25 protein-coding genes and 1 riboswitch are annotated in these 24,639 nt (G+C 41.4%); of the genes, 18 read left to right on the forward strand and 7 right to left on the reverse strand.

Annotation, left to right across the window (positions count from 1 at the left end; all coding sequences use genetic code 11):
• Positions 1-9: 9 nt before the first annotated feature.
• The 4 genes from NSU11_RS02485 (at position 10) to NSU11_RS02500 (ending at position 4,517) form a co-directional block, all read left to right on the forward strand.
• Positions 10-1,731 carry a pyruvate oxidase gene (locus NSU11_RS02485; RefSeq protein WP_044335042.1) on the forward strand — a complete coding sequence of 574 codons (1,722 nt, stop codon included), beginning with the start codon at positions 10-12 and terminating at the stop codon, positions 1,729-1,731.
• Between the two features lie 192 nt (positions 1,732-1,923).
• Positions 1,924-3,684 (forward strand): T7SS effector LXG polymorphic toxin, encoded by a 1,761-nt coding sequence (locus tag NSU11_RS02490; RefSeq protein ID WP_342493899.1) that lies wholly within the window; start codon positions 1,924-1,926, stop codon positions 3,682-3,684.
• Between the two features lie 14 nt (positions 3,685-3,698).
• A complete protein-coding gene (locus NSU11_RS02495; RefSeq protein WP_025093596.1) occupies positions 3,699-4,052 on the forward strand; it encodes a hypothetical protein in 354 nt (117 codons plus the stop codon).
• A gap of 240 nt (positions 4,053-4,292) precedes the next feature.
• Positions 4,293-4,517, forward strand: a complete 225-nt coding sequence (locus tag NSU11_RS02500) for a hypothetical protein (RefSeq protein WP_024425367.1) — start codon at positions 4,293-4,295, stop codon at positions 4,515-4,517.
• A 40-nt stretch (positions 4,518-4,557) separates the two neighbouring features.
• On the opposite strand, the gene NSU11_RS02505 is transcribed toward NSU11_RS02500, so the two are convergent.
• From NSU11_RS02505 to NSU11_RS02520, 4 genes are all read right to left on the reverse strand, one after another.
• Positions 4,558-4,821, reverse strand: a complete 264-nt coding sequence (locus NSU11_RS02505) for a hypothetical protein (protein ID WP_008346966.1) — start codon at positions 4,819-4,821, stop codon at positions 4,558-4,560.
• A gap of 98 nt (positions 4,822-4,919) precedes the next feature.
• The gene (locus NSU11_RS02510; protein ID WP_125587441.1) at positions 4,920-5,489 is read right to left on the reverse strand and encodes a GNAT family protein; all 570 of its coding nucleotides are present in this window, start codon (positions 5,487-5,489) and stop codon (positions 4,920-4,922) included.
• A gap of 71 nt (positions 5,490-5,560) precedes the next feature.
• Complete coding sequence (locus NSU11_RS02515) at positions 5,561-6,838, reverse strand: Nramp family divalent metal transporter (RefSeq protein ID WP_073203919.1); 1,278 nt, start codon at positions 6,836-6,838, stop codon at positions 5,561-5,563.
• 222 nt (positions 6,839-7,060) lie between these two features.
• A complete protein-coding gene (locus NSU11_RS02520) occupies positions 7,061-7,321 on the reverse strand; it encodes a GlsB/YeaQ/YmgE family stress response membrane protein (protein ID WP_024427360.1) in 261 nt (86 codons plus the stop codon).
• Positions 7,322-7,477: 156 nt separating this feature from the next.
• Here NSU11_RS02520 and NSU11_RS02525 point away from each other — a divergent pair, with 156 nt between their 5' ends.
• Entirely contained in the window at positions 7,478-8,308 is an 831-nt protein-coding gene (locus NSU11_RS02525; protein WP_024425370.1) for an EcsC family protein, read from the forward strand.
• Positions 8,309-8,333: 25 nt separating this feature from the next.
• Here NSU11_RS02525 and NSU11_RS02530 read toward each other — a convergent pair whose 3' ends face one another.
• A complete protein-coding gene (locus NSU11_RS02530; RefSeq protein ID WP_024425371.1) occupies positions 8,334-9,431 on the reverse strand; it encodes a DctP family TRAP transporter solute-binding subunit in 1,098 nt (365 codons plus the stop codon).
• A gap of 83 nt (positions 9,432-9,514) precedes the next feature.
• On the opposite strand from NSU11_RS02530, the gene NSU11_RS02535 reads away from it, so the two are divergent.
• The 8 genes from NSU11_RS02535 (at position 9,515) to NSU11_RS02570 (ending at position 18,179) form a co-directional block, all read left to right on the forward strand.
• Positions 9,515-11,119 carry a sensor histidine kinase gene (locus NSU11_RS02535; RefSeq protein WP_024425372.1) on the forward strand — a complete coding sequence of 535 codons (1,605 nt, stop codon included), beginning with the start codon at positions 9,515-9,517 and terminating at the stop codon, positions 11,117-11,119.
• Positions 11,116-11,799: a response regulator gene (locus NSU11_RS02540; protein ID WP_024425373.1), complete on the forward strand. Its 684-nt coding sequence runs from the start codon at positions 11,116-11,118 to the stop codon at positions 11,797-11,799. The genes NSU11_RS02535 and NSU11_RS02540 overlap by 4 nt, the downstream gene beginning before the upstream one ends.
• A gap of 124 nt (positions 11,800-11,923) precedes the next feature.
• A complete protein-coding gene (dctP, locus tag NSU11_RS02545) occupies positions 11,924-13,192 on the forward strand; it encodes a C4-dicarboxylate transporter DctP (protein WP_024425374.1) in 1,269 nt (422 codons plus the stop codon).
• 197 nt (positions 13,193-13,389) lie between these two features.
• On the forward strand, positions 13,390-14,412 hold the full coding sequence (locus NSU11_RS02550) for an AI-2E family transporter (protein ID WP_024425375.1): 1,023 nt from the start codon (positions 13,390-13,392) through the stop codon (positions 14,410-14,412).
• Positions 14,413-14,475: 63 nt separating this feature from the next.
• A riboswitch (cyclic di-AMP (ydaO/yuaA leader) is annotated at positions 14,476-14,609 on the forward strand.
• Positions 14,610-14,685: 76 nt separating this feature from the next.
• Positions 14,686-15,927 carry a dicarboxylate/amino acid:cation symporter gene (locus tag NSU11_RS02555; RefSeq protein ID WP_024425376.1) on the forward strand — a complete coding sequence of 414 codons (1,242 nt, stop codon included), beginning with the start codon at positions 14,686-14,688 and terminating at the stop codon, positions 15,925-15,927.
• 127 nt (positions 15,928-16,054) lie between these two features.
• A complete protein-coding gene (locus NSU11_RS02560; protein ID WP_024425377.1) occupies positions 16,055-16,966 on the forward strand; it encodes an ABC transporter ATP-binding protein in 912 nt (303 codons plus the stop codon).
• Entirely contained in the window at positions 16,959-17,726 is a 768-nt protein-coding gene (locus NSU11_RS02565; protein WP_024427365.1) for an ABC transporter permease, read from the forward strand. Before NSU11_RS02560 ends, NSU11_RS02565 begins: the two co-directional genes overlap by 8 nt.
• A gap of 117 nt (positions 17,727-17,843) precedes the next feature.
• A complete protein-coding gene (locus NSU11_RS02570) occupies positions 17,844-18,179 on the forward strand; it encodes a hypothetical protein (protein ID WP_017366657.1) in 336 nt (111 codons plus the stop codon).
• Positions 18,180-18,276: 97 nt separating this feature from the next.
• Here the strand turns inward: NSU11_RS02570 and fbpB are convergent, their stop codons facing one another.
• Entirely contained in the window at positions 18,277-18,426 is a 150-nt protein-coding gene (fbpB, locus tag NSU11_RS02575; RefSeq protein WP_254968120.1) for a Fur-regulated basic protein FbpB, read from the reverse strand.
• Between the two features lie 315 nt (positions 18,427-18,741).
• On the reverse strand, positions 18,742-19,062 hold the full coding sequence (locus NSU11_RS02580) for a thioredoxin family protein (RefSeq protein ID WP_012008983.1): 321 nt from the start codon (positions 19,060-19,062) through the stop codon (positions 18,742-18,744).
• Between the two features lie 184 nt (positions 19,063-19,246).
• On the opposite strand from NSU11_RS02580, the gene NSU11_RS02585 reads away from it, so the two are divergent.
• From NSU11_RS02585 to NSU11_RS02605, 5 genes are all read left to right on the forward strand, one after another.
• The gene (locus NSU11_RS02585) at positions 19,247-20,329 is read left to right on the forward strand and encodes a D-alanine--D-alanine ligase (RefSeq protein ID WP_034283962.1); all 1,083 of its coding nucleotides are present in this window, start codon (positions 19,247-19,249) and stop codon (positions 20,327-20,329) included.
• An 80-nt stretch (positions 20,330-20,409) separates the two neighbouring features.
• Positions 20,410-21,774, forward strand: coding sequence for a UDP-N-acetylmuramoyl-tripeptide--D-alanyl-D-alanine ligase (gene murF, locus NSU11_RS02590; protein ID WP_342493784.1), 1,365 nt, complete (start codon positions 20,410-20,412; stop codon positions 21,772-21,774).
• An 18-nt stretch (positions 21,775-21,792) separates the two neighbouring features.
• On the forward strand, positions 21,793-22,485 hold the full coding sequence (locus NSU11_RS02595) for an alpha/beta fold hydrolase (RefSeq protein WP_254806205.1): 693 nt from the start codon (positions 21,793-21,795) through the stop codon (positions 22,483-22,485).
• A gap of 127 nt (positions 22,486-22,612) precedes the next feature.
• Positions 22,613-22,951, forward strand: a complete 339-nt coding sequence (locus tag NSU11_RS02600; protein ID WP_024427370.1) for a hypothetical protein — start codon at positions 22,613-22,615, stop codon at positions 22,949-22,951.
• A gap of 165 nt (positions 22,952-23,116) precedes the next feature.
• Positions 23,117-24,616, forward strand: a complete 1,500-nt coding sequence (locus tag NSU11_RS02605; RefSeq protein ID WP_342493785.1) for a DEAD/DEAH box helicase — start codon at positions 23,117-23,119, stop codon at positions 24,614-24,616.
• Positions 24,617-24,639: the final 23 nt, after the last annotated feature.

Consider the following 24,639-nt stretch of genomic DNA (forward strand, 5'->3'; position numbering starts at 1 on the left):
TTTTCTCACATGCCGCAAAGAACCGCAGGAAAAGAAGTAACAGCGCTACTGGAAGAGTGGGGCGTAAAACATATTTATGGAATGCCCGGCGACAGCATAAACGAATTGATTGAAGAGCTTAGGCATGAATCAAGCCAAATACAATTTATACAAACGAGACATGAAGAAGTGGCGGCACTCTCAGCGGCGGCTGATGCCAAACTAACAGGTAAGCTCGGTGTCTGCTTATCCATCGCTGGACCGGGTGCTGTCCACTTATTAAATGGACTATACGATGCAAAAGCAGATGGCGCACCCGTTTTAGCAATTGCAGGGCAGGTTGCGTCGAATGAAGTAGGAAGAGACACATTTCAAGAAATCAAATTAGAGCGGATGTTTGACGACGTCGCTGTCTTTAATCAGCAGGTACAAACAGCAGAAGCGCTGCCTGATTTATTGAATCAAGCCATTAAAGCAGCTTATACCCATAAAGGGGTGGCTGTTCTCACCGTATCAGATGACTTATTTTCTCAAAAAATTAAGCGTAAGCCAGTTTATACATCTCCTCTTTATGTTGAGGGAGAAGTACGTCCAAAGAAAGATCAACTGCTAAAGGCAGCACAGCTAATTAACAATGCGAAGAAGCCAGTCATCTTAGCAGGTAAAGGATTACGAAATGCAAAAGAAGAGCTTCTTTCATTTGCAGAAAAGGCTGCTGCACCTATCGTCATCACACTTCCTGCAAAAGGGGTTGTGCCAGACAGGCATCCATACTTTTTAGGAAACCTAGGTCAAATTGGAACGAAGCCAGCTTATGAAGCGATGGAAGAGTGTGATCTCTTAATTATGCTTGGAACTTCCTTTCCATATAGAGACTACTTACCAGAGGACACACCTGCCATTCAACTGGATATTAAACCAGATCAAATCGGTAAAAGGTATCCAGTAGACGTAGGAATCGTGAGTGACAGCAAGAGTGGTTTGCAGGAACTGACCTCCTACATTGAATATAAAGAGCAGCGTGGTTTCCTTGAAGCTTGTACAGAGCATATGATGAAATGGCGAGAAGAAATGGATAAGGAAAAATCCGTTGCCACATCACCGCTTAAACCGCAGCAAGTCATTGCTAGACTAGAAGAAGCAGTTGAAGACGACGCCATTCTTTCTGTAGATGTAGGGAATGTAACCGTATGGATGGCCCGCCATTTCGAAATGAAACAGCAGGATTTCATCATCTCCAGCTGGCTTGCCACAATGGGCTGTGGTTTGCCTGGAGCGATCTCTGCTAAGTTAAATGAACCGAATCGTCAAGCGGTTGCTGTCTGCGGCGATGGTGGCTTCACAATGGTCATGCAAGACTTTGTGACAGCGGTAAAATATAAACTGCCGATCGTTGTTGTGATCTTAAACAACAACAACCTTGGAATGATTGAATATGAACAACAGGTAAAAGGAAACATCAATTATGGTATAGAGCTGGAAGATATTGATTTTGCTAAGTTCGCAGAAGCATGTGGCGGCAAAGGAATCTCCGTGTCATCACATGAAGAACTAGCTCCAGCCTTTGATACAGCCCTTCAATCAGATAAACCCGTCATTATTGATGTTGCTGTCACCAATGAACCGCCGTTACCTGGGAAAATTACGTACACACAAGCAGCTGGTTTTAGTAAGTACTTACTGAAAAAATTCTTTGAAAAAGGCGAGCTGGATATCCCTCCACTCAAGAAAAGTTTAAAACGCTTTTTCTAAACAAAATGTAGTCGGTCCTCTCAAAAGAGGACTGACTTTTTTTGCTGAAAGGAAAAAACATTTCAATTATCACTTGTTTTATTCCCTCTAAAAATATCTGGAAATTATTTTTGTAACTTAAAGCCTATTTTTCCAATTCGCTGAGAAAGGTAAAATAGACTTTATGATCAATAATGGAGGGAGTGACTTCTTCTGGGTAAGATACTTGATGCAAAAGCACTAACCAGTGCCATGGATACAAGGGCAAAACACTACCAGGAACTCCGCGAACAAATGGTAGATTTAAAAAAGGCATTACAAGGTGTTGCCAATCTCGGTGATGATTTCACTGGGAAAGGAGCCGATAACATTAAAAGCTTTTATAAAGAGCTTGCTGGAAATGTAGACATGTTTATCAGCTTCATTGATAAGCAAAAAGCCTTTCATGAAGGTGTTTCTGGGACACTGGATGATACGAGCTTTGGCGGCGATACCTTTGTAGAAGAACACTTTTTAGACAACGCAGTACATATGGGCATCAAGAATGCCAAAAGCATTGTGAAAGATCAAAAAAAGGCACTCAAAACGATTTTTCAAGACATTGATGACCTCATTTCCCTAGAGGTATTTGATAGCCAAACCTTTGATGAAAAAATAGAAGATGCGGAAGATGAACGAAAAAAGACGGTCAAAGAACTAAGAGAGCTTGATCAAAATTTAAAAGATGAATATGCTTTGTCAGAGACGGAGCAGCAAGCTACAATGGCATTGTACGCTGAAATGATGAATGCGACAAATGACGGAAAAGCGATTTCGCCTATGAATTTTGACAAGAAAGCGTATCAAAATAGCGAAATCTACAAGGCAAAGAGCGATATTGAGAAGCAAACTTCTGAATATCTGAAAATCAAAAAAGAACAAGAAGAAGCCCGTAAGATCGCAAAGGAACAAGAAGCCCTCGCCAACCGCCCTTGGTATGAAAAAGCCCTCGATTATGGTGGAAACATCGTGAATGAACTGACCGGCGTAAACGATGCAAAACGTGCCGCAACAGGCGTTGATCCAATCACAGGCGAGGAACTCACCGCAGGCCAGCGAGTCGCGGCAGGAGGCATGGCAGCAGCAGGCTACATCCCAATCGTCGGCTGGGCAGGCCGCATTTTCAAAGGCGGAAAAGCTGTCTATAAAACGACCCAAGCCACATCAGCCGCAGTCAGGGCAGTCGATATCTACAAGACATCACAAAAATCCTTTGACGCCCTGAAAACATCGCAAAAAGGTTTATATGGACTCACCGCCACCAACGGCTTCAGCGAAGCGATCACAGGCCGAGACATGTTTGGAAACAAGATCTCAAAAGAACAGCAGGAAGCGAGCATAAACGCGGCGCTTGGTATGCTTTTGCCGTTTGGAGCTAAAGGGTTTCATGGGAAGATGGGGATTAAGAGTACAGAAAAAACTTTGAGTAATAAAAAAGTAGCAGTAGGTGAAGAAATTATTGCTCAGAGGGTACAGAAAGTAGAATTAGATTTAACTACAAAAGTTACACCTTACAAATCGTTAAGTCGGAATCAACAGAAGAAAATAAAGGAAAAGATTGAAAATCGTACTGTTACAAAGGAAGAGTATAAACGATATCAATGGGATAAAAGATTCTCCAAAAGAAGGGCTGCAGGGGTTACTGAATTCTGGAAACAAGAAAAGAAAAGAATTTTAGATGGAGAATCTACAACAAGGAATTGGACTAATGAACAAAAACAAGAGATTTTAAAAAGCAAAAAACCACAATATAATGGGAAATCCATTATCGGACACCATACTTACAATGCTCTGAATTATCCACATATCAGTAATAGAGGAGAATTAATTTATCCTGTGACTGGAAGAGAACATTTAAAGGGTTGGCATGGAGGAAGTTATAGCAAAAATGCACCTGGTAGACCTGTTAATCCAGATTATTTAGAGGAATTTTAATAGGGAGGAAAAATATGAGTAAGATAGCTATTAAGATAAGCTCAAAAGGTCCAATTAATAAATATGTATTACCTTTAAGAAAGTACACCGGTTTAGGAATTACAGATATAAAAAGTGGGATTGAAAACAAGGACTTTTTTTCCGAAACGGATGCAAATGATATTGATAGTATGGAAAGTTTAAAGGAATTAGTTGATGCTTTACTGAATTTGGGAGCGGATGTGAAAATCTTTGATAGTGATGAATATGGTGAAGGAATATTTAATTATCAAGAAATTTCTTACGATGAATTGATCAATAGTATTGAGCGATTAAAAGAAATAATGGAAGAATTACAGGATTACGACGATGCTATGTCTGATGAGTGAAAGTGAACAATTAATAAAAGAATAATGAATGGAGCTTTGCCAGTAAAAGAACCTATGTAATTTTAACGTCTAAATGATGACATAAAAACTAAAAGATTACGATACTATGTTAACCTTGATTTTTTTACGAAATATCAAGGTTTTTTAAACTGAAAATGCACTTGCAAACTCAATCACCCACTCATAATTGGAAATTACATGTTAAACTAATCCAATCACCACAAAAAAGGAGCTAAAACCATGCTATGGATTTTCACACAAAACCAGCAAAGTTTCGTTCATGTTCATGAAATCACAGTAGCCGGCAAAAAGATTGAAGGGATGATCGCAGGAAGCGATACTTGGGTCAAGACGCTCGGTAAGTATGACTCAAACGATCGTGCAGCAGAGATCCTTCAAGACATTGTGAAAGTAATTGAAGCCAATCAAGATGCCACTGTGACTTACAGAATGCCAAATCAATAAAAAAGAAACCACCTTTCCATTGCGAAAAGGTGGTTTTTGTTTATGATGGTGTTTTTGTAAAGGCTAAAAATAAAGGGATGCCTGTGCCGACAAGGGTGGTGGCAAATAGGAACATACCGCAAATGAATAGAAAATGGCTGGCTGAAAAGACAAGTGCCAGAATGAGAAAAACGATGCTGAGTCCTGCCATGCTATATGATGGGACAAAGCGGCGTTTGTATGTGGCTTTCTTTGTTAAGAATGAGAAGAAAATGCCAAATAATAAAGGGACAATCCATAAGTAAAATAAAATAATAAGAGACATACTTCATACCTCGATTTTTCCTTCTATTTTATCAGATGCTGATCGCAATCGATACTACAAAGCTTCACTTTGTAAAATAATTCATGCAATCGACACAATTACGTGGGCTGATTCATAGAATGCGTTTTTTCTTTCATATATTCAGGCTGCAAAAGGGCGTATACACAATGATCCGTAAAGCGGTCGCCCAGCCATTCACATTGTCTCAAAATGCCTTCAAGCGAAAAGGATAATCGCTCTGCGATGCGTCTGCTCTTCAGGTTATCGACAGCAGCCCTGATTTCAATGCGGTGCAGTCCACAATCTTCAAATAAATAATGAATGACTGCTTTGCACGCTTTTGTCATGATGCCTTTTCCTTGATAGCCTTCTCCGAGCCAATAGCCAATTGAAACAGTCCTGTCGATCCAATGAATTTGGTGGGTGCCGATGATCCCGACAAGTTCTCCATGTGACCAGATGCCCGCTTGAAAACCGTTGTTCTGCATGGCTTGCTGCATTGCGCCTTGAATGAACGCCATGCTGTCTTCTTCTGTTTTCGTTGAATCCACCCAAAGCATCCATTCACGTAAATGCTCTTTTGACCGCTGAATGAGCAAATATAGACTTCGTGCGTCTCTTGGCTCAAGCAGCCGCATGGATATCTCTTGATCTTGATAAAAAAACATGTGCCCACATCCTCTCAGGGGAATTTTACCATAACCATATGAAAAGAAAAAGACAGCATCACTACTGTCTTTTACATAAACGTATCCACAATTAAAAAGAGATTGAGTGCGACAACAAGAGCTGCTATCACCCAAGATATTCCTGTTACCCAGCGGGCATTCGTTAATTCGCCCATAATTCGTTTTTTACTTGTAAATAAAATGAGCGGAATTAAAGCAAAGGCAATACCAAAGGATAAGACCACCTGACTCATCACAAGTGCGGATGTCGGATTCACCCCAGATGCAATGATCACAATAGGGGGAATCATAGTAATCAGCCGGCGGACATACAGTGGAATGCGGTATTGAATAAAACCCTGCATAATGATATCGCCTGACAATGTACCGACAGAAGAGCTTGATAGTCCTGCTACAAGCAGGCCTACACCAAATAAGATAGCTGATACAGGACCTGCGAGTGTGCTAAAATGCTGGAACGCAACATCCAGATCTTCAACAAAGAGACCATTTTTATAAAATAGAGCGGCTGCCACAATCAACATACTGGCATTGATGGCTCCAGCGACTAGCATCGCAATGAGGATATCTAAAAACTCAAAGCGAAAAATCTGTTTTTTCTCCTTTTCCGTTCTGCCGACGACTCTTCTTTGGGTTAATGCTGAATGTAAATAGATCGCGTGCGGCATCACAGTGGCACCTAAAATTCCAGCTGCAAGCAGTACACTATCTGTGCCTTCAAATTTTGGAATGAAAAGCCCGCCTGCGACACTTCCTATATCAGGCTTGGCGACAAAGGTTTGCACAGCGAAAGCGATCACAACAACGAACAGCATGCCGGTGATGCCGGCTTCTAATGCTCGATATCCCCTTCTTTGCAATTCTAAAATCGCAAATGATCCGATGGCTGCAATAATAGATGCTTCAAGCAAAGGAATCCGAAAGAGCAAGTATAAACCAAGTGCCGCTCCAATAAACTCAGCTAAATCTGTGGCAATAATAACGAGTTCGCCCTGAATCCATAAACCAATGGAGACGGGTTTCGGAAACTCTTCACGTGCGATTTCAGGTAAGTTTTTCCCTGTCGCTATTCCAAGCTTTGCGGATAAGGATTGGATGAGCAGCGCCATAAGATTTGATATAAGAATGACCCATAAGAGAAGATATCCATATTTAGAGCCAGCCGCAATGTTGGTGGCAAAATTCCCTGGATCAATATATGCAATGGCAGCAATAAAAGCAGGGCCTAGAAAAGGAAGAAGCCTTCTAAATCCTTTGACCTTACCTTCAAGTGCACGCTCAGCTGCCGCTGACATGTGTGCCTGTGCCTCGATGTATTTGTTTGTCATATGTCATCACCTAGATTCTACAAAGTTTTGCTTGGGCACAAAAAGTTTCCTTCATGCAATTTTTAATCATCATATGCCCATCTTCATGAAAAGTCAACTATCTGAACTAATAGGTTTGTTTATCATATGTAAGTGAAAAAAATAGATACCTTGTCAACGCGCAACATAAAAAACACCGCCCTTTAGACGGTGTCCCTACTGCTTCCTCTTTTATTTGTTTTTTTAAGATACCCTTGATCCCACGCTGCGGAAGATCAGGCTTAAAATAATGACAAAGATGGCTGCTCCTAAGATCGCTGGAATGATCGCAAAGCCTGCCAGACTAGGACCCCACGTTCCAAGTAATCCATGACCAATCCAAGCGCCTACAAACCCGGCAATCATTGAGCCGATCCATCCTCCTGGTACACTGCCTCCAGCGAGTGCACTCCCAATGAGACCAATGACAATCGCCACAACTAATGAAATTAGAAATCCTAACATGTTGATCACTCCTCTTTTGTTTGTTTATTAAGCAATAACCGTTTTGAAAAAGATTAAAACCTTTCGGAACCGCTTCAATGTTCTATACGTATGATGGACAAGGATTGTGTATAATAACAGACAAATACTTCAGCGGCATCTAAGGAGGCGTATGGCATGGAGGAAAGAGAGTGGCTAAAAGCACAATTAAAGGAGATCGAAAAGTGGGAGAAAGACCAGCAAAAGGTATGGTTTTGGGAGAAGCTCAGCCGCCTTCCATTTCAAATGCTGGACAAGCTCACGCCTGCTTTTATTCAGAAAAAAATCGGCGTACTGCTAGACGAAATGGGTCATTACATTCAATCTGGCGGTGCCTATTTGACGTCGGAAAAAGGCATCATTCATCAATTTCAAAAGAAGTGTGCAGACGATTCCATTCAGCGTATAGAGGATATTGGAAAGGCCCCGATCGAAATGATGGATGCCATTAGTGAACATATGGGGAAAAACAGAACGAATCTCGCGACGGTGCAAGGGGCGACAACTGGTGTCGGCGGAATGTTTACGCTAGCCGCTGATATCCCTGCGGTCCTGGGCCTCTCCCTGAAAACATTACAGGATATTGCCGTTACCTATGGCTATGATCCTAAAAACAAAGACGAGCGGGTCTTCATCATTAAATGCTTGCAGCTGAACTCCGCGGATGTCGTTGGAAAGAAATCGATTCTAAAAGAACTCAAAAGCTATCATGCATCCGAAGGTAAGCATGAAAACATGATTTCCCAAATCCAAGGGTGGCGTGAGGTCGTCTATAATTACCGGGATTCGTTCGGCTGGAAGAAACTATTTCAGCTTGTTCCCATCGCCGGAATTTTGTTTGGTGCCGTTTCAAACCGCTCACAATTAAAAGGAATTGCCGAAACAGGCATGATGCAATACCGAAAGCGAAGAATTTTAACAAGATTAGAAGACCTCACGCAGCAAGAACAGAGTGAGTCCGGCGCATAAAAAAATCCCATATCAAAGGGATTTTTTATTTGCTCTCATCCTCTTCCTGAAAAGCATGAATAGGTGAGTGTTCATAACGTGCACGCAGTTCGCGGATCTGTTTGATGAGGGTGGAGCCGATCGTTTTTTCGGCTTCATCATACAAAGGATCAAGGGCTTTCATCCATTTTTGTCTTTCAGCTGGCGTCAATTCATGAATGGCAATCGGCGATTCACGTTTAATGTCCTCCAGCTGATCTTTGTTCATCTGTTCTGCATGCTTTTCATTCCAAGCCGTTGTTTCTTCCATGGCTTCAAGTAAAATTCGTTTCGTTTCGGGTGTCTGGCGGTCAAAGAAAGATTGATCTGTTAAGACCACATAGCCTAAATACCCGTGATTGCTGATCGTCATATAGTCTTGTATATGATAGAATTTTTTTGAATAAATATTTGAAATGGTATTTTCTTCACCGTCTACTTTTTTGGTTTCTAATAGCTGAAACGTTGAATTAAATGATTCCTGATAGGGCTTTGCGCCAAGGAGTTTGAATTGTTTTTCAATCATGTCGCTTTGCATAATGCGGAGAGACTGGTTTTTTAAATCAGCCGGCTGTTTGATTGGCCCTTTATTAGAAGTAATTTGCTTAAAGCCATTTGTCCAATAAGCCATTCCCTTTAACCCATCTTTTTGCAGCGTGCCAAACAACCTTTGTCCAATTGCACCTTGCAGGCCTTCTTGAACCGCATTGTAATTTAAAAAAGCAAAGGGAAGATCAAGTGCCAGCCACTCAGGGGACAGCATGCCGAGCTTCGAGGTAGACGGAGCAATAAATTGAACTTGATTCTCTTTGAGTGCATTTATTTCTTCAATATCAGAATAAAGGCTTCCATTGGAGAAAATTTGAATGCTGATCTTTCCATCGGATTTTTCGTGCACGAGCTCAGCAAATTTCTTTGCGGCAAGTCCTTTAGGTGTATTGTCTGCCACGACATGGCTGAATTTGAACACAAGCTGGTCCTTCAGCCCTGTCTGTTCATCATCAAAGGTTGTCGCTGATTTTGGCATCATATGATAAAAACCAAAGTATAAAGCGGTTACAAAACCGATCATGAGCAATAGTGTATAAGCGAGTAAATTCTTCATGCGTCAGATCCCCCTTATGTCAAGCATACTTGACAGAGGAAGAATCCGTAAAGATACAGGTGAAAAAAATGATGAGAAATCGATTGAAATTACAACAATTATCTATTAGATGGAAGCTTACCATCCTCACATATTTCGTTGTCATTTTCGCCCTTTTAATCGGAGGCATTGTTCTCGTTGGGGGAATTCAGCAGACAGAGGAACGGGAGCTTCGAAAAAGACTCATGAACACGGCAAGAACCGTGGCTGAGATGAATGAGGTGAAGCAGGCGTTAGCTGATCAGACAAAGGATCGTGATCAATTACAGCATGCAATCGAAGAGATTCGGATTATTCAAGATGCTGACTATATTGTCGTGATGGATATGGATCATGTGAGATTAACGCATCCAGTGAAAACGAGGATTGGCCAGCGCTCAGAAGGAACTGATGAAGAGCCGGCTTTTGCAGAGCATATTTATTTCTCAGAAGCAGAGGGAGAGCTTGGAACAGCCATCAGAGCTTTTTATCCGGTCAAGGATGATCAATTTAATCAAACAGGGGTTGTGCTTGTAGGAAGAACTCTGCCAAGTATGGCAGATATATTAGGAGAAATGAAGCAGGATATCCTCATGATCCTCCTGCTGACGCTCAGCTTTGGGCTTGTGGGTTCATTTTTGCTCGCCCGTCATATTAAACAGCAAATGTTTAAGCTGGAGCCGCATGAGATTGTCAGAATGCTAGAGGAACGCACTGCAACCTTTCACTCTATTAATGAAGGGGTCATCGCCATTGATAATCAGCACATGATCACCATTTTTAATGAGAAGGCGAAGCAGATTTTTGGCGTAACAGGTGATGTCGTGGGCCGGAATATTTGGGGTGTGCTGTCTGATACGAGACTTCCTGAGATTATTGATCGCGCAGAACCCGTCTACAATGAAGAAATTCATATGAGCGGAAAGCGGATCATGAGCAGCCGGATTCCGATTGTCATGAAAAAGAAGATCATCGGAGCGGTCGCCATTTTTCAGGACCGGACAGAAGCAGCAAAATTGGCGGAGGAGCTCACAGGGGTTAAGAACTTTGTGGACGGTTTGCGGGTGCAAAACCATGAACATATGAATAAGCTTCATACGATTGCCGGGCTGATTCAGCTTGGTAAAGCCGATCAGGCGCTCGATCTAGCCTTTCAAACGACAGAGGAGCAGGAACATGTGACGGACTTTCTTCATCGCGTCATAGAGCATGATGCTGTCGCAGGGTTATTGATGAGCAAAATCAGAAGGGGCAAGGAGCTTGGCATCATGGTCGAAGTAGATGAACATAGCTGTCTGCGTGATTTCCCTGAACGGCTTGATCAGCATGATATGACAAAGCTGCTCGGAAATCTCATTGAGAACGCCTTTGCTTCGTATGATACTGTAGAAAGAGACACAAAAGTCATTTCCATTAGTATCGATCAAACGGAGGATGTTCTCGCAATTTTAATTGAAGACAATGGATCCGGGATCGAAGAAGAAATGATTCCTTCTATTTTCGATAAAGGCTTCACACATGGCAAAGAGGGCGGAACAGGCTATGGCCTGTATATTGTAAAAACGATTATCGACAAAGGGATGGGAAATGTAGAGGTCACATCAAGCATCGGCATTGGTACCACCTTCTCAATCGAATTCCCAATGACCATAGAGGAGAGAGACAGATGACTCAGATTAAGGTGCTGTTAATTGAAGATGACCCGATGGTGCAAGAAGTGAATAAAGAGTTCATTATGAGTGTTCCTGGCTTTCAAGTAGCAGCTGTCGCTGGAAATGGGGAGCAGGGCATCCAGCTAATCAAAGAAATTCGTCCAGACCTCGTGGTACTTGATGTCTATATGCCAAAAAAGGATGGCGTCAAAACGCTGCAAGACATCAGAAAACAGAAGATGAAAGTGGACGTGATTGTCATTTCAGCAGCGAAGGACAAAGAGACCATCGGCATCATGCTTCAAAATGGTGCGCGGGATTATATTATTAAACCATTCAAATTTGAACGAATGAAAGAATCACTTGAAAGCTATAAGGCGTTTAAATCAAAAATCCAAACTGCAGCAGAATTCTCTCAGGAGATGCTCGATGATATCATACGAAAGCCTGCTGTTAAGCAGGAAGATACTTGGCTTCCTAAAGGGCTGAATGTGCATACGATGAACGAAATTAAAGCGTATATGGGCTTGCAGGAAGGCGCGCAGTCTGCAGAAGAAGTCGCCAATGCACTTGGCATTGCCCGCGTCACGGCACGCCGGTATTTAGACTTTCTCGTTAAAGAAGGCGAGCTGAAATTAGATATGCAATATGGCGGGGTAGGACGGCCTGTGAATAAATATATCGTACATTCTGACTAAGAGACCAAAAAGACCAAAATGTACGATATGTCCATAAGCTTCACAGCCTTTGATGAAATCGCTATCATTTATCTACAGATAATAGTTAAGCGTTTACATCAAAGGGTGAGGGAGTTGATTTTTTATGAAAAGGATTTTTAAGAACCTGACATTTCAGGTAATTGCAGCTGTCATTATCGGGATCATTGTCGGGATGGTTTGGCCAAACGTCGGAAAAGAAATGAAGCCGCTTGGTGACACCTTTATCAATGCCGTTAAAATGGTCATTGCACCAATTATTTTCTTAACCATTGTTCTTGGTATTGCCAAGATGGGTGATATGAAAAAGGTTGGGAAAGTTGGGGGAAAAGCATTTATTTATTTTGAAGTTGTCACGACACTTGCTCTAGTCATCGGTCTTTTTGTGGTGAATATCATGAAGCCAGGTGCTGGTCTTGACTATAGCAAGCTTGAAAAAGGGGACGTTTCACAGTATACCCAAAATGGGGGACAGGGTATCGACTGGATGGAATTCGTCACACACATCGTTCCTTCTAACATGGTAGACGCCTTTGCGAAGGGTGATATTTTACAGGTCTTATTCTTCTCTATTCTATTCGGTGTCGCGCTCGCTGCTCTTGGCGAGAAGGGGAAAGGCATCATCGAATGGCTTGATAAGCTGTCACTTGTTTTCTTTAAAATCATTGGTTATATCATGCGTGCTGCGCCTCTTGGTGCATTTGGGGCGATGGCTTATACGATCGGACACTTTGGAGTGTCATCGATGAAGCAGCTGGGATTTCTCATGCTGTCTGTTTATATGACTATGTTTCTTTTCATTTTTGTTGTACTATTTAGTATTTGTAAATTATATGGTTTCAGCCTGTTTAGCTATCTGCGATTTATCAAGGATGAAATTTTGATTGTTCTTGGCACAAGTTCTTCAGAATCCGTGCTGCCAAGAATGATGGATAAAATGGAACGCTACGGGTGCTCTAAGTCTGTTGTTGGTCTTGTCATTCCAACAGGTTATTCCTTTAACCTAGACGGAACTTCCATTTATTTATCGATGGCCGTGGTCTTCTTGGCGCAAGTGTTTGGCGTAGACCTGTCCATCGGTCAGCAGATTACCATTATTCTTGTGCTGATGCTCACATCCAAGGGAGCAGCTGGGGTGACAGGAAGCGGATTTATCGTGCTCGCATCTACACTTGCTGCAATTCAAGTTATCCCCATTGAGGGGCTTGCACTGCTGCTTGGGGTTGACCGATTCATGAGTGAAGGAAGAGCAATTACAAATCTCATTGGTAATGGAATCGCAACAATTGTTGTCGCGAAGAGTGAAGGTGAATTTGACGAAGCGAAGAGCAAAACAGCACTTCAGGAAATGCGGAATATGAAGCAGGCTGTTTAGTATAAAAACAACCAAAAACCGAAACCTTATGTTCTACATGGGTTCGGTTTTTTTGTGTAAAAAAGAAAAACCAATAAAATTAATACAAATCGTAAGACCTCTTTGACCTTTTATTATATAATTTACAGAAAGATCCGATATAATGTATATCAGATACGATGAAAAATAGACTTTAGTCCTGGCAGGTGTGTAACGTAATGACGGCATTTTTAAAATTGTTCGAAAAACCCGGTGTTAAGCGGTTTTCAGTATTTGTAGTATTAGCCACAGCATTATATCTATTAAGAGGAATGATGAATTTAATTCTTTTGACCTTCATTTTCACCTTTTTGATGAATCGGTTGGAAGAGGTCATTAGAGGCTTTTTAAATCGCTTCCTGAAAATAGGACAGAAATCGGTCATTACCATTTTGTATATTCTTCTGGCTGGTGGATTGACATTTGGCGGATTCGTTTTTGTACCAATCATTGCCAAACAGGTAGAGCAGCTATTCCATTTAGGAAAGAAAATTGCAGATCACCCACAAGATTTACCCTTCTTTGACGTCATCACGAACGTATTCGGAGATTTCAAAATATCAGCTTTCTTTGAGAAAGGGTTTAATTTCCTCTATACATACATAACCGATTTCAGCACGTTCAGTATCCAGGTCATTATGTCCTTAATATTAAGCATGTTCTTCCTGTTCGAAAAAGAACGCCTCATTCAATTCATGAACAAGTTCAAAACGAGTAAAATCTCCGTATTCTATCATGAAATTGCCTTCTTTGGACGTAAATTTTCCCGAACGTTTGGAAAAGTACTCGAAGCACAGTTTATTATTGCAACCGTTAATTGTGTGCTAACGACCATTGCGCTAGGCATTATGGGCTTCCCGCAGTTATTTGGATTAGCGGTCATGGTCTTTTTGCTAGGATTAATCCCAGTAGCGGGTGTGGTTATCTCTCTTATTCCACTCAGCATCATTGCGTATACACTCGGAGGCGGAATGTATGTCCTGTATATTGTGCTGGTGATTGTGATTATCCATGCTATTGAAGCATACTTCTTGAATCCGAAGCTCATGTCAGCTAAAACAGAACTCCCTATTTTCTTCACGTTTATTGTGCTGATCTTCTCTGAACACTATATTGGCATTTGGGGACTTATTATCGGTATCCCAATCTTTGTGTTTATTTTAGATATTCTTGAAGTGACAAATAGGGAAGAAAGTAATTAAAAAGTTCATATGAACCTGTTTACAATTTTCTAAAAATAAGGTATAAATGGTATGAAAATATCATATTACCACACGCTTAATCCTTCTAAAGGAATGGGGGACCCATGTTTTTGGGGTGAATTTTTCTTATCTGAGAAAAAAGGACATCTCTTCGTCCTAACCCGTCAGCTAACCTCATCAGCGTGAAGAGAGTAGACAGTGGTACACGTATGGACACGCAGGCCCACGAGAAGACTCTCTCGTGGGCTTTTTGACGAGGAAGGGGAGATTTTATTGAAGCTGGCGACGAAAATTATTATTGCCTTGTTTGTAGGTGCAATCACAGGATTGCTGCTCAACCTTTTTGCTCCAAATGTATTCAAAGTGTTAGACCCTTATTTATTTACACCTCTAGGTCAAATCTTCTTAAACCTGATTAAAATGCTTGTTGTGCCCATTGTATTCTTTTCGATCACGCTCGGTGTAGCAGGCCTTGGCGATCCGAAGAAGCTAGGCAGAATCGGTGCAAAAACCATTACTTATTTCCTGCTCACTACGACTTTTGCCATCATCATTGGCATCTCATTAGCCTTATTGATCAAGCCGGGAGCCTTCGGCGATTTTGATACAAAAGCGGCTGATTATTCCGCAGAGGAAGCCCCATCAATGGCAGAAACACTACTCAACATTATTCCAACCAATCCAGTCCAATCGTTAGTTGAAGGAGATATGCTTCAAATTATCGTCTTCTGTGTATTTTTAGGTCTTGGCATAGCCATGCTTGGTAAAAAAACGGAAGGCTTACTGAAGCTGTTTGAACAAGGAAATGAATTAATGATGTATCTTGTCGGTGTTGTGATGAAATTTGCACCGTACGGGACATTCGGTTTGATTGCAACGGCAATCGGCAGTCAGGGGCTGGATGCCATGAAAGCGATGGGACTTTACTTCTCGGTCGTGTTAATTGCGCTTATCCTGCATTTCTTCCTGACATATGGATCAACCATTGCTATCTTAGCTAAACGAAATCCAATGGCATTCTTTAAAGGATTTTCACCAGCGATGGTTGTTGCGTTTAGTACATCAAGCAGTAACGCAGTACTGCCGGTATCAATGGAAACAGCGCAAAAACGCTTAAAGGTGCCAGAGCCGATTTCAAGCTTTGTGCAGCCGCTGGGTGCAACCATTAATATGGATGGCACAGCCATTATGCAAGGTGTTGCGACCATTTTTATCGCTCAAGTGTATGGGGTTGAACTGACGCTTGTTCAAATGCTGACGGTTGTCTTAACAGCTGTTTTAGCAAGTATCGGTACAGCAGGTGTCCCAGGGGTAGGGCTCATCATGCTGGCCATGGTGTTAAATTCCGTGAATCTTCCTGTTGAGGGAATAGCGCTGATCCTTGGCATAGACCGCTTATTAGATATGGCAAGAACCGTAGTTAATATTACAGGTGACGCAGCATGTGCGGTCATTGTTTCTGAAACTGAAAAGAAACACGAGAAAGAAGCGCCGACACCTAACTTATCACTGTAATAAGCAAGAAGGGCTGACTGGATCAGTCCTTTTTTTCATGGATTGACTTGTCTCGCGTGATATACTTTTTACAGGATGAGCGGTCATAACTGCCGCCACAGGCTTTACATCAGAAGGAGGAACCATTTTGCAGTCTGCTGTTTTAAAAGTAGAGAAAATCGATAAACAAATTGGCCGGAAAATGATCTTGCAGGATATTTCTATAGACATTGGGCAAGGAGAAATTGTTGGATTACTTGGACCCAATGGGTCTGGAAAAACAACTTTGATTCGATTGATCGTTGGCTTGATGAAAAAAAACAATGGCAACATCATGATCAATGGATATTCCCAAGATGAGGATTTTCTTAAGGCGATGTCATCTGTTGGTGCGATCATAGAAAACCCAGAATTTTATTCGTATTTAACGGGCTTTGAAAACCTTGAGATGTATGCAGCGATGCACGATGGCGTGACGGAGGAGCGCATTCAGGAAGTGGTGGAAAGAGTTCGTCTTGAGGATGCCATTCATCAGAAGGTCAAGACGTATTCACTAGGGATGAAACAAAGGCTTGGGATTGCACAAGCTATTTTGCATCGTCCGAACCTGCTCATTTTAGACGAACCGACAAATGGACTGGACCCTGCAGGAATGAAGGAATTCCGGGAGCACTTACAAATGCTTGTAAAGGAAGAAGGAACCTCGGTGTTATTTGCGACGCATTTATTGCATGAGGTAGAGGAGCTATGTGACCGAATGATTATCATTCAAAAGGGACAGATCAAAGCTAGTACTCATCTCCGGGATATGGAGGGGAAAGAGCAGGTGCTGATGAATATTCAGCCAGTAGAAAAGGCGGTCTCATGGCTTGACGCACACGACTATACATATGAACGAAATGGAGCGCGTGTACTGCTTCAACTGAACAAAGAACGTGTGCCAGAGCTTAACAAACAGCTTGTGCTGGCGGGGTTTGATGTACTTGAAATGATGCCTCAAAAGCAGTCAATTGAAGAGGCATTTATGAAATGGACGGAAGGCGGGACGACAGATGCTTAACCTCATCAAGAATGAGCATAAGAAAATCATGAAGAAAAAGATCACATTCATTGCTCTTTTATTGATCGTTGTATTTCAACTGGCCATGGCTCTAACCTTGAAACGAGTCATATCAAGCTTTGGTGGACAAGACACAGTCGCGAACTATTTTGCTTATTCCACGAACGTCGTGTTTATTTTGCAGGTACTTGCTGTTGTTATTGGCGCGACCTTGATCTCAACAGAGTTTCAGAAAAGGACGATCAAGTTTCTATTGATCCGGCCAAAAACAAGACTGCACATTTTTCTGTCAAAATACATCACACTTGTGCTGACAGTCATTTATTTGTTTGTTTTTTATTATGTTTTGGCTTTTCTATTTGGTCTTATTTTCTTCGGTACTGATTTTGATGAAAGAACGGGGCAATTATTTCAGCATACGTTTGCCGTCATTGGATCTCAGTGGGTGGAAGTGATCATGATGGCAAGCTTTGCTTTTATGTGTTCCAGTTTGTTTAGAAACAGTCTTGTTGCCCTTGTGACCTCGTTTTTTGTTTTATATGCGGCGAAATCACTTGTACCGATCATGTCTCTCTTAGAAAATCAGTGGGGGAAAATCCTCCTTTTCGCGAATACGGACTTTACTCAGTACAGCTTTCAAGGACCGCCGCCTTTTCATGGGATGAGCATTCTGTTTTCTCTATTTATAGTAGGGGCGCATTTTGTTTTCTTTATTGGATCGGCTTGGATTCTTTTTTGGAAACGTGATGTAAATGTGTAAAAATTGTGTCAAATAACAAGAAAAATTCGTGACATCTTTGTGAAAACGAGTCTGTATTTCACGATAACCGGCTGATTTTGTCTTATAATAAGAAGGAGTCATGGAGGTGGCACTATCGTGAAAAATTTCATTACGGCTTTACCAATTTTGTTGCTGCTGTCGTTTTCGTTTGTGTCTTTTGCCTTCCAGTTTGATCACCTTGTTTATTTCAGACTAGCGCTGGGGATCTTTTCGTTAGCGGGTCTTTTCTTTCTGTATACACTTAAAAGAAACATGAAATGGTTCATGGTCTATTTATATGCGAGCTGGATCGTTCTTGCTGCCGTCACAACATTTGAGGAACCAGTCTTTTCTCAATTTTTCTTCGGTGGTTTAACGATGACAATGGGTTATCTCACATATATGCTCATTTATTTAGGAATGAAGCAGGACCGTGTAGCGAAATCACATTAAAACAAAAGCCGATAAAATCGAATAACAGATTTTATCGGCTTTTTTTATTTTATTGAAGCAGACAAAAGAGCAGCCAGCGATGACTGCTCTCTTGTACTTATGATTCACGCCCAGCAGCTGCAAGCTGTTTCTGGTGTTTTTTGTCAATGGTTTCGTAAATACTTTCCATCATTTGAGGATCGCGCAAGATGGCCTTTTTGTTCTCTTCAATCAATTGCTGATAGGTTTTAATTTTCTTCTTAGACATGTGACTTATCGCTCCCTTATTAGAATGGACGTCTATAGGATTTCACATAGATGAAATTGATAATCATTTTCAATTAGCAACTCCATTATACAAAGACAAATGTCAGAAGTAAAGATTCAATTCAGAAAATTCACGTAACCGACATATTCCAAGCTGGTTCGACGCTGCATTCTTTCCCAGGAAATAATTTTGTCATGACTTGTCGTAAGTGAAACATCAATTTGAAACGTTTTGGCTGTGAAGCTCGTCTTATGAAGAGATTTAAAAAGAAAAAAGACATCAGCAAGAGTTTGCTGATGTCCTTCGTTTCATCAATTAAGAAACGTGCTCTTGAAGAAATTCTGTCACTTCTTCAGGCGATTTTGCATTTGCACTGTGTAAATGACCTGTTTTTTCACCATTTTTGAAAATTAACAGGCTTGGAATACCCATTACCTGATACGTTTCAGCTAATTCTGGGAAATCATCTTTATTTATTTCAAACCATTCATGGTGAGCATAAGCTTCTAGGATGTCTGGAATGAACATGTCCATTCTTGTGCAGTCAGGACACCATGTTGCAAAGAATTTAACGATGACTTCTTTGTCTGATTGAATAATTTCATTGAATTGTTCAGTACTTGTGATTTTTTTCAATTTGTCACAACTCCTTTTCAATGTCATTTTAATATAAAATAAAGGCGAATGACATACAAATGCTCGGGAGGCGCTTACAACCTTTACAAATCATTTCAATTACGTAACAACAAAAATTAATTAGAGCATTTTTGCTTGAAAGTGATAAGATAGTAAAGATGAATTTTAGTGGGGGGAGTATCCATTGAAAATAAGTTTAGGATTGATTTACGGCGGAAAGTCAGCCGAACATAATGTATCACTGCAAACAGCCCTTGCAGTTACAAAAGCACTTAACACTGAGAAGTTCGATATACATCCAATTTATATTACAGAAGAGGGTGAATGGTTAAGAGGAGAAAAACTCACTGAACCAGTATCAAACGTCAAAATGCTTCAATTTGAACAGAACGCAAAGACGTTTTTACCAACTTCTTTAAATGAAAGCATGTTTCCACAGCCTGCATCGGCTGATGAGAAAATTGATGTTGTCTTCCCGTTGCTGCACGGACCAAATGGAGAAGATGGCACAATGCAAGGATTACTTGAACTGTTAAATATCCCGTATGTCGGCAACGGCGTTCTCGCGTCTGCCGCGGGTATGGATAAAGTCATGATGAAAGATGTTTTTGCACAAGCAGGACTTGCACAAGCAAAGCACCTTTCTTTCAATAAAAAAGACTACGAGAAAGCGACACGAGACAGCTTAGAACAGGTTGAAAAAGTACTGGGCTATCCATGCTTTGTGAAACCTGCCAACATGGGATCAAGTGTTGGAATTAGCAAATGCCGCAGCAAAGAAGAACTGCAGACTGCATTTGACCTCGCTTTCCAATATGATCGTCGTGTGGTCGTAGAAGAAGGCGTCGTTGGAAGAGAAATCGAGATTGGTGTATTAGGCAATGATGAGCCGAAATGCTCTGTCGTTGGTGAGATTGCGCCTAAAACAGATTTTTATGATTACAAAGCAAAATATGAAGATGGCGATACAGATTTGATCATTCCGGCGAGTGTGTCAGAGGATGAATATAAGACGATTCATGACATGGCGATTAAGGCATTTAAAGCCCTCGATGGATCTGGTCTCGTACGTGCAGACTTCTTCCTTACAGAAAAAGGTGAAGTGTTGATCAATGAAGTGAATACAATGCCTGGATTCACACCATTTAGTATGTTCCCATTACTTTGGAAGCACACTGGTGTAGAGTATCCAGAGTTAATTGAAAAGCTGGTGTCACTTGCAATTGAACGCCATCAAGAAAAACAAACCATTAAAACAACTTTTTAATGTGAGCAGCAAGCAGACACTATCCTTAGGTAGTGTCTCTTTTCCTTCAAACGTGAAATGAGAAAGAGAGGCGAAAAATCATGATCAAACGTACAGTGAAACAAATCGCCCAAATGGCTGGTGGAACCCTATCTAATCAAGCTTTTGGCGAAGAACAGATTCACGGAGTGACAACAGATACACGAAAAGTATCAAACGGCGCCCTGTTTATCCCGCTTATCGGAGAACATTTTAACGGTCACACATTTGCTTCAAAAGCAGTGGAGCTTGGAGCCTCAGCTGTTCTTTGGAATCAAAAAGAAGCCAATCCGCCAGAAGGCGTTCCAGTAATTCTTGTAGAGGATACACTAGCTGCGCTTCAACAGCTGGCGAAATCATACTTAAAAGAAGAAAACCCTCGTGTTGTTGGTATTACAGGAAGTAATGGGAAAACCACAACGAAAGATATGATTCATTCCGTCTTGCAAACAGCGTATCGAGTTCATAAAACAGACGGTAACTTTAATAATCATATCGGTCTTCCGCTCACCATTCTTGCAATGCCAGAAGGAACCGATATTGCGGTTTTGGAGATGGGTATGAGTGCAAAAGGCGAAATCGAATTTTTATCAAATCTCGCTGAGCCGGATGCGACAGTCATCACAAATATCGGGGAATCTCATATGCAAGATTTAGGATCAAGAGAAGCCATTGCTGATGCAAAATGTGAGATCGTCAAAGGGTTAAAAGAAGACGGTATCTTTTATTACTTAGGTGATGAGCCTTTGCTTCGCGAAAGAGCAAGTTCACTCTCTCAGCGTGTAAAAACCTTTGGAGAAGCAGAGGACTGTGATATCAAGGTAACGCACATCAACCAGCTTGCAGAAGGAACAGAATTTCAGGTCGAAGGGTATGCCCAAGGTTTTCTCATTCCTGTATTAGGGAAACATAATGTGAAGAATGCACTTGCTGCTATTGCTATTGGTCAGCATTTTGGGCTGAATGAAAGACAAATAGCCCAGGGACTGATGCAAACGAAGTTGACGGGGATGCGTCTTGAGCTGTTTAAAACAGATAAAGGAATCACTGTCATTAATGATGCGTATAATGCAAGTCCTACTTCTATGAAAGCAGCCATTGATCTAGTGGGAGATATGGACGGCTTCGCAAATCGTATTCTTGTACTTGGAGATATGCTCGAAATGGGCAGCGAAGAAGAAACGTATCATTATGAACTTGGCCGTTACATCAAGCCGGAATTTATTGATCATGTCATGACGTATGGCCGTCTAGGTGCATTCATTGCTGAAGGAGCGAAAAAATCATTCGGGGCTGAGCACGTATTCTCCTTTATGGACAAAGAGGACCTGAAGAAAAAACTAGCTGAAGTGGCAGGGCCTGACGATGTTGTGCTTGTCAAAGCCTCACGCGGTATGAAATTGGAAGAAGTCATTACTGCACTATAAAAGTGAGAAGGTGACAGAATGATTGGCTGTTTATGTATCCACGGTTTTACGGGTGCCCCTTATGAAGTAGAACCGCTGGCGCAATATTTAAAACAGACGGCAGATTGGGAAGTGCAGTCTGTCACGCTTCCGGGGCATGGGGATGAGCTTCAGTTAAAAGGCATTCTTTATCAAGAATGGATAGCGACAGCTGAACTCGAACTTCTATCCCTTTACAGAACTTGTGACACCGTGTATTTGATCGGCTTTTCTATGGGCGGAATGATTGCTTCTTACTTAGCAGCGAAGTACCCAGTTGCCCGTCTCGTCCTATTAAGTGCTGCGGCTAAATATGTGAACCCAAAACAAATCATGCAAGACACAAGGCAGATGGTGAAGGAGTCCCTGTCAGGGATCATTGATACAAACCCTTTATATGATCGATATCGCCATAAGCTCACAAGCACGCCGCTCTCAGCCGCGATAGAATTTATGAAGCTGGTAAAGCAAACGAAGAATTCCCTTGAGAAGCTTCATCTGCCTGTGTTAATTGTTCAAGGTGAAAGCGACGGAATTGTACCTGCTTCAAGTGCAGAATTTATTTATCATAAAGTCCCGTCTCGCCAGAAAGAAATGTTTTATTTGCCCGATTGTAAACATCATGTTTGTCATGAGCCATGTGCTGAGCAATTGTTTGAGAAAGTAGAACATTTTCTAAAAAAAGCAATTTAATATATAGAAAAGCTAAAATGTGGCTAAACTAATATAAATTGAATCCCACTTGTTAAAATTTGCATCATTTTTGTCGAATGAGTGACAGGCATATGGTACAATAGGAAAGAAAAGGTGGTTGATTCGGTTGTTTCAATATGACGGAAAAACCTTTATCCCGCAGTCTAATTCGAGTAACGGAGAAGTATCAGCAGGAACCATATTTCAATATCGTCAGGACGGGAATATATTAACGGGCACATATCAAGGCGGCAGTATTGTATCTGGCGTACTTGTAGGAACTGTGAATGAGGATGGAACACTTCATTTTAGATACCACCATGTAAGCAAGGACGGCAGTATGAGAAGCGGGACTTGCAATTCCACTCCAAAGCAGCTGGATAACGGAAAAATTCAACTGTTTGAAAAGTGGAAATGGATGGACGGAGATCAAAGTGAAGGTGAATCTGTCATTGTAGAACAGTAGATATATCCATTTCTGTCTTGTTGAAAAACAAATAGTGTAATGGTAAGATATAAGGTAGGGTAATTCGGGCTTTGTATATAATGGACCTGTCCTTTCAGAAAAGGGCAGTTTTTAATGATCATTCACGAGATTACTGAAACAGCAATTAGAAGGAGTTTGAATAAATTGACTATAACGTTTCAAGATTTTCAATTAAGCAAAAGTCTCATGAAGGCTATTAACCGCATGGGATTTGAAGAAGCAACACCGATTCAAGCAGAAACGATTCCTCTCGGTCTTCAAAATAAAGATGTCATCGGACAAGCACAAACAGGAACAGGAAAAACTGCAGCATTTGGTATTCCTCTGGTTGAAAAAATCGACCCAGCGTCTCCAAATATCCAAGCGATTATCATTGCGCCAACAAGAGAATTAGCGATTCAAGTATCTGAAGAGCTATATAAAATCGGCCAAGACAAGCGTGCACGCGTACTTCCTATTTACGGTGGACAAGATATCGGCCGTCAAATCCGTTCGCTCAAGAAAAATCCTCATATCATCGTAGGGACTCCAGGACGTTTACTCGATCACATTAACCGTCGTACAATGCGTCTTCAAAACGTTGAAACAGTTGTGCTAGATGAAGCAGACGAAATGCTAAACATGGGTTTCATCGAAGACATTGAAGCGATCCTTTCAAATGTACCAAGTGAACACCAAACACTTTTATTCTCTGCGACAATGCCTGCACCAATTAAGCGCATTGCAGAGCGTTTCATGACAAACCCAGAACACGTAAAAGTAAAAGCGAAAGAAATGACTGTATCTAACATCCAACAGTTCTATTTGGATATTCACGAACGTAAAAAGTTTGATACATTGACTCGTCTTCTTGACATTCAATCACCTGAGCTTTCAATTGTCTTTGGCCGTACGAAACGCCGTGTTGACGAATTGACTGAAGCACTTAACCTTAGAGGTTATACAGCTGAAGGAATTCATGGTGACCTGACTCAAGCAAAACGTATGGTTGCGCTTCGTAAATTCAAAGAGGGTTCAATCGATGTTCTTGTCGCAACAGACGTTGCAGCACGTGGACTTGATATCTCAGGCGTAACACACGTGTATAACTTTGACGTACCGCAAGATCCAGAAAGCTACGTGCACCGTATTGGACGTACAGGACGTGCTGGACGTACAGGTATGGCGATGACATTCATCACACCACGTGAAAAAGATATGCTTCGTGCGATTGAGCAAACGACTAAACGTAAAATGGATCGTATGAAAGAACCTACACTTGATGAGGCGATTGAAGGACAACAGCAAGTAACAGTTGACCGTCTACGCACAATCATCAGTGAAAACAACTTGAACTTCTACATGACAGCTGCTGCTGAATTGTTGGAAGATCATGATTCTGTAACAGTGGTTGCAGCTGCGATCAAAATGATGACAAAAGAGCCGGATGCAACGCCTGTTCGTTTAACAGATGAAGCACCGATGATTTCTAAACGTCATCGTAACAACCGCAGCTCTTCTAAACGCAGAGACGGCGGCGGTGGCGGAGGCTACCGTGGAAAAGGCAAGAACAGCCGTTCATCTTATGGTGATAAAAAGCGTTCTTCAAATGACCGCAATCGTTCTTCTAACGATCGTCGTCAAAAGAAATCTTATAACAACTAACATACAAGAGCGAATCCTTTGCA

This window comes from Bacillus sp. FSL R5-0712 (assembly GCF_038593285.1).
Lineage (GTDB): Bacteria > Bacillota > Bacilli > Bacillales > Bacillaceae > Bacillus > Bacillus safensis.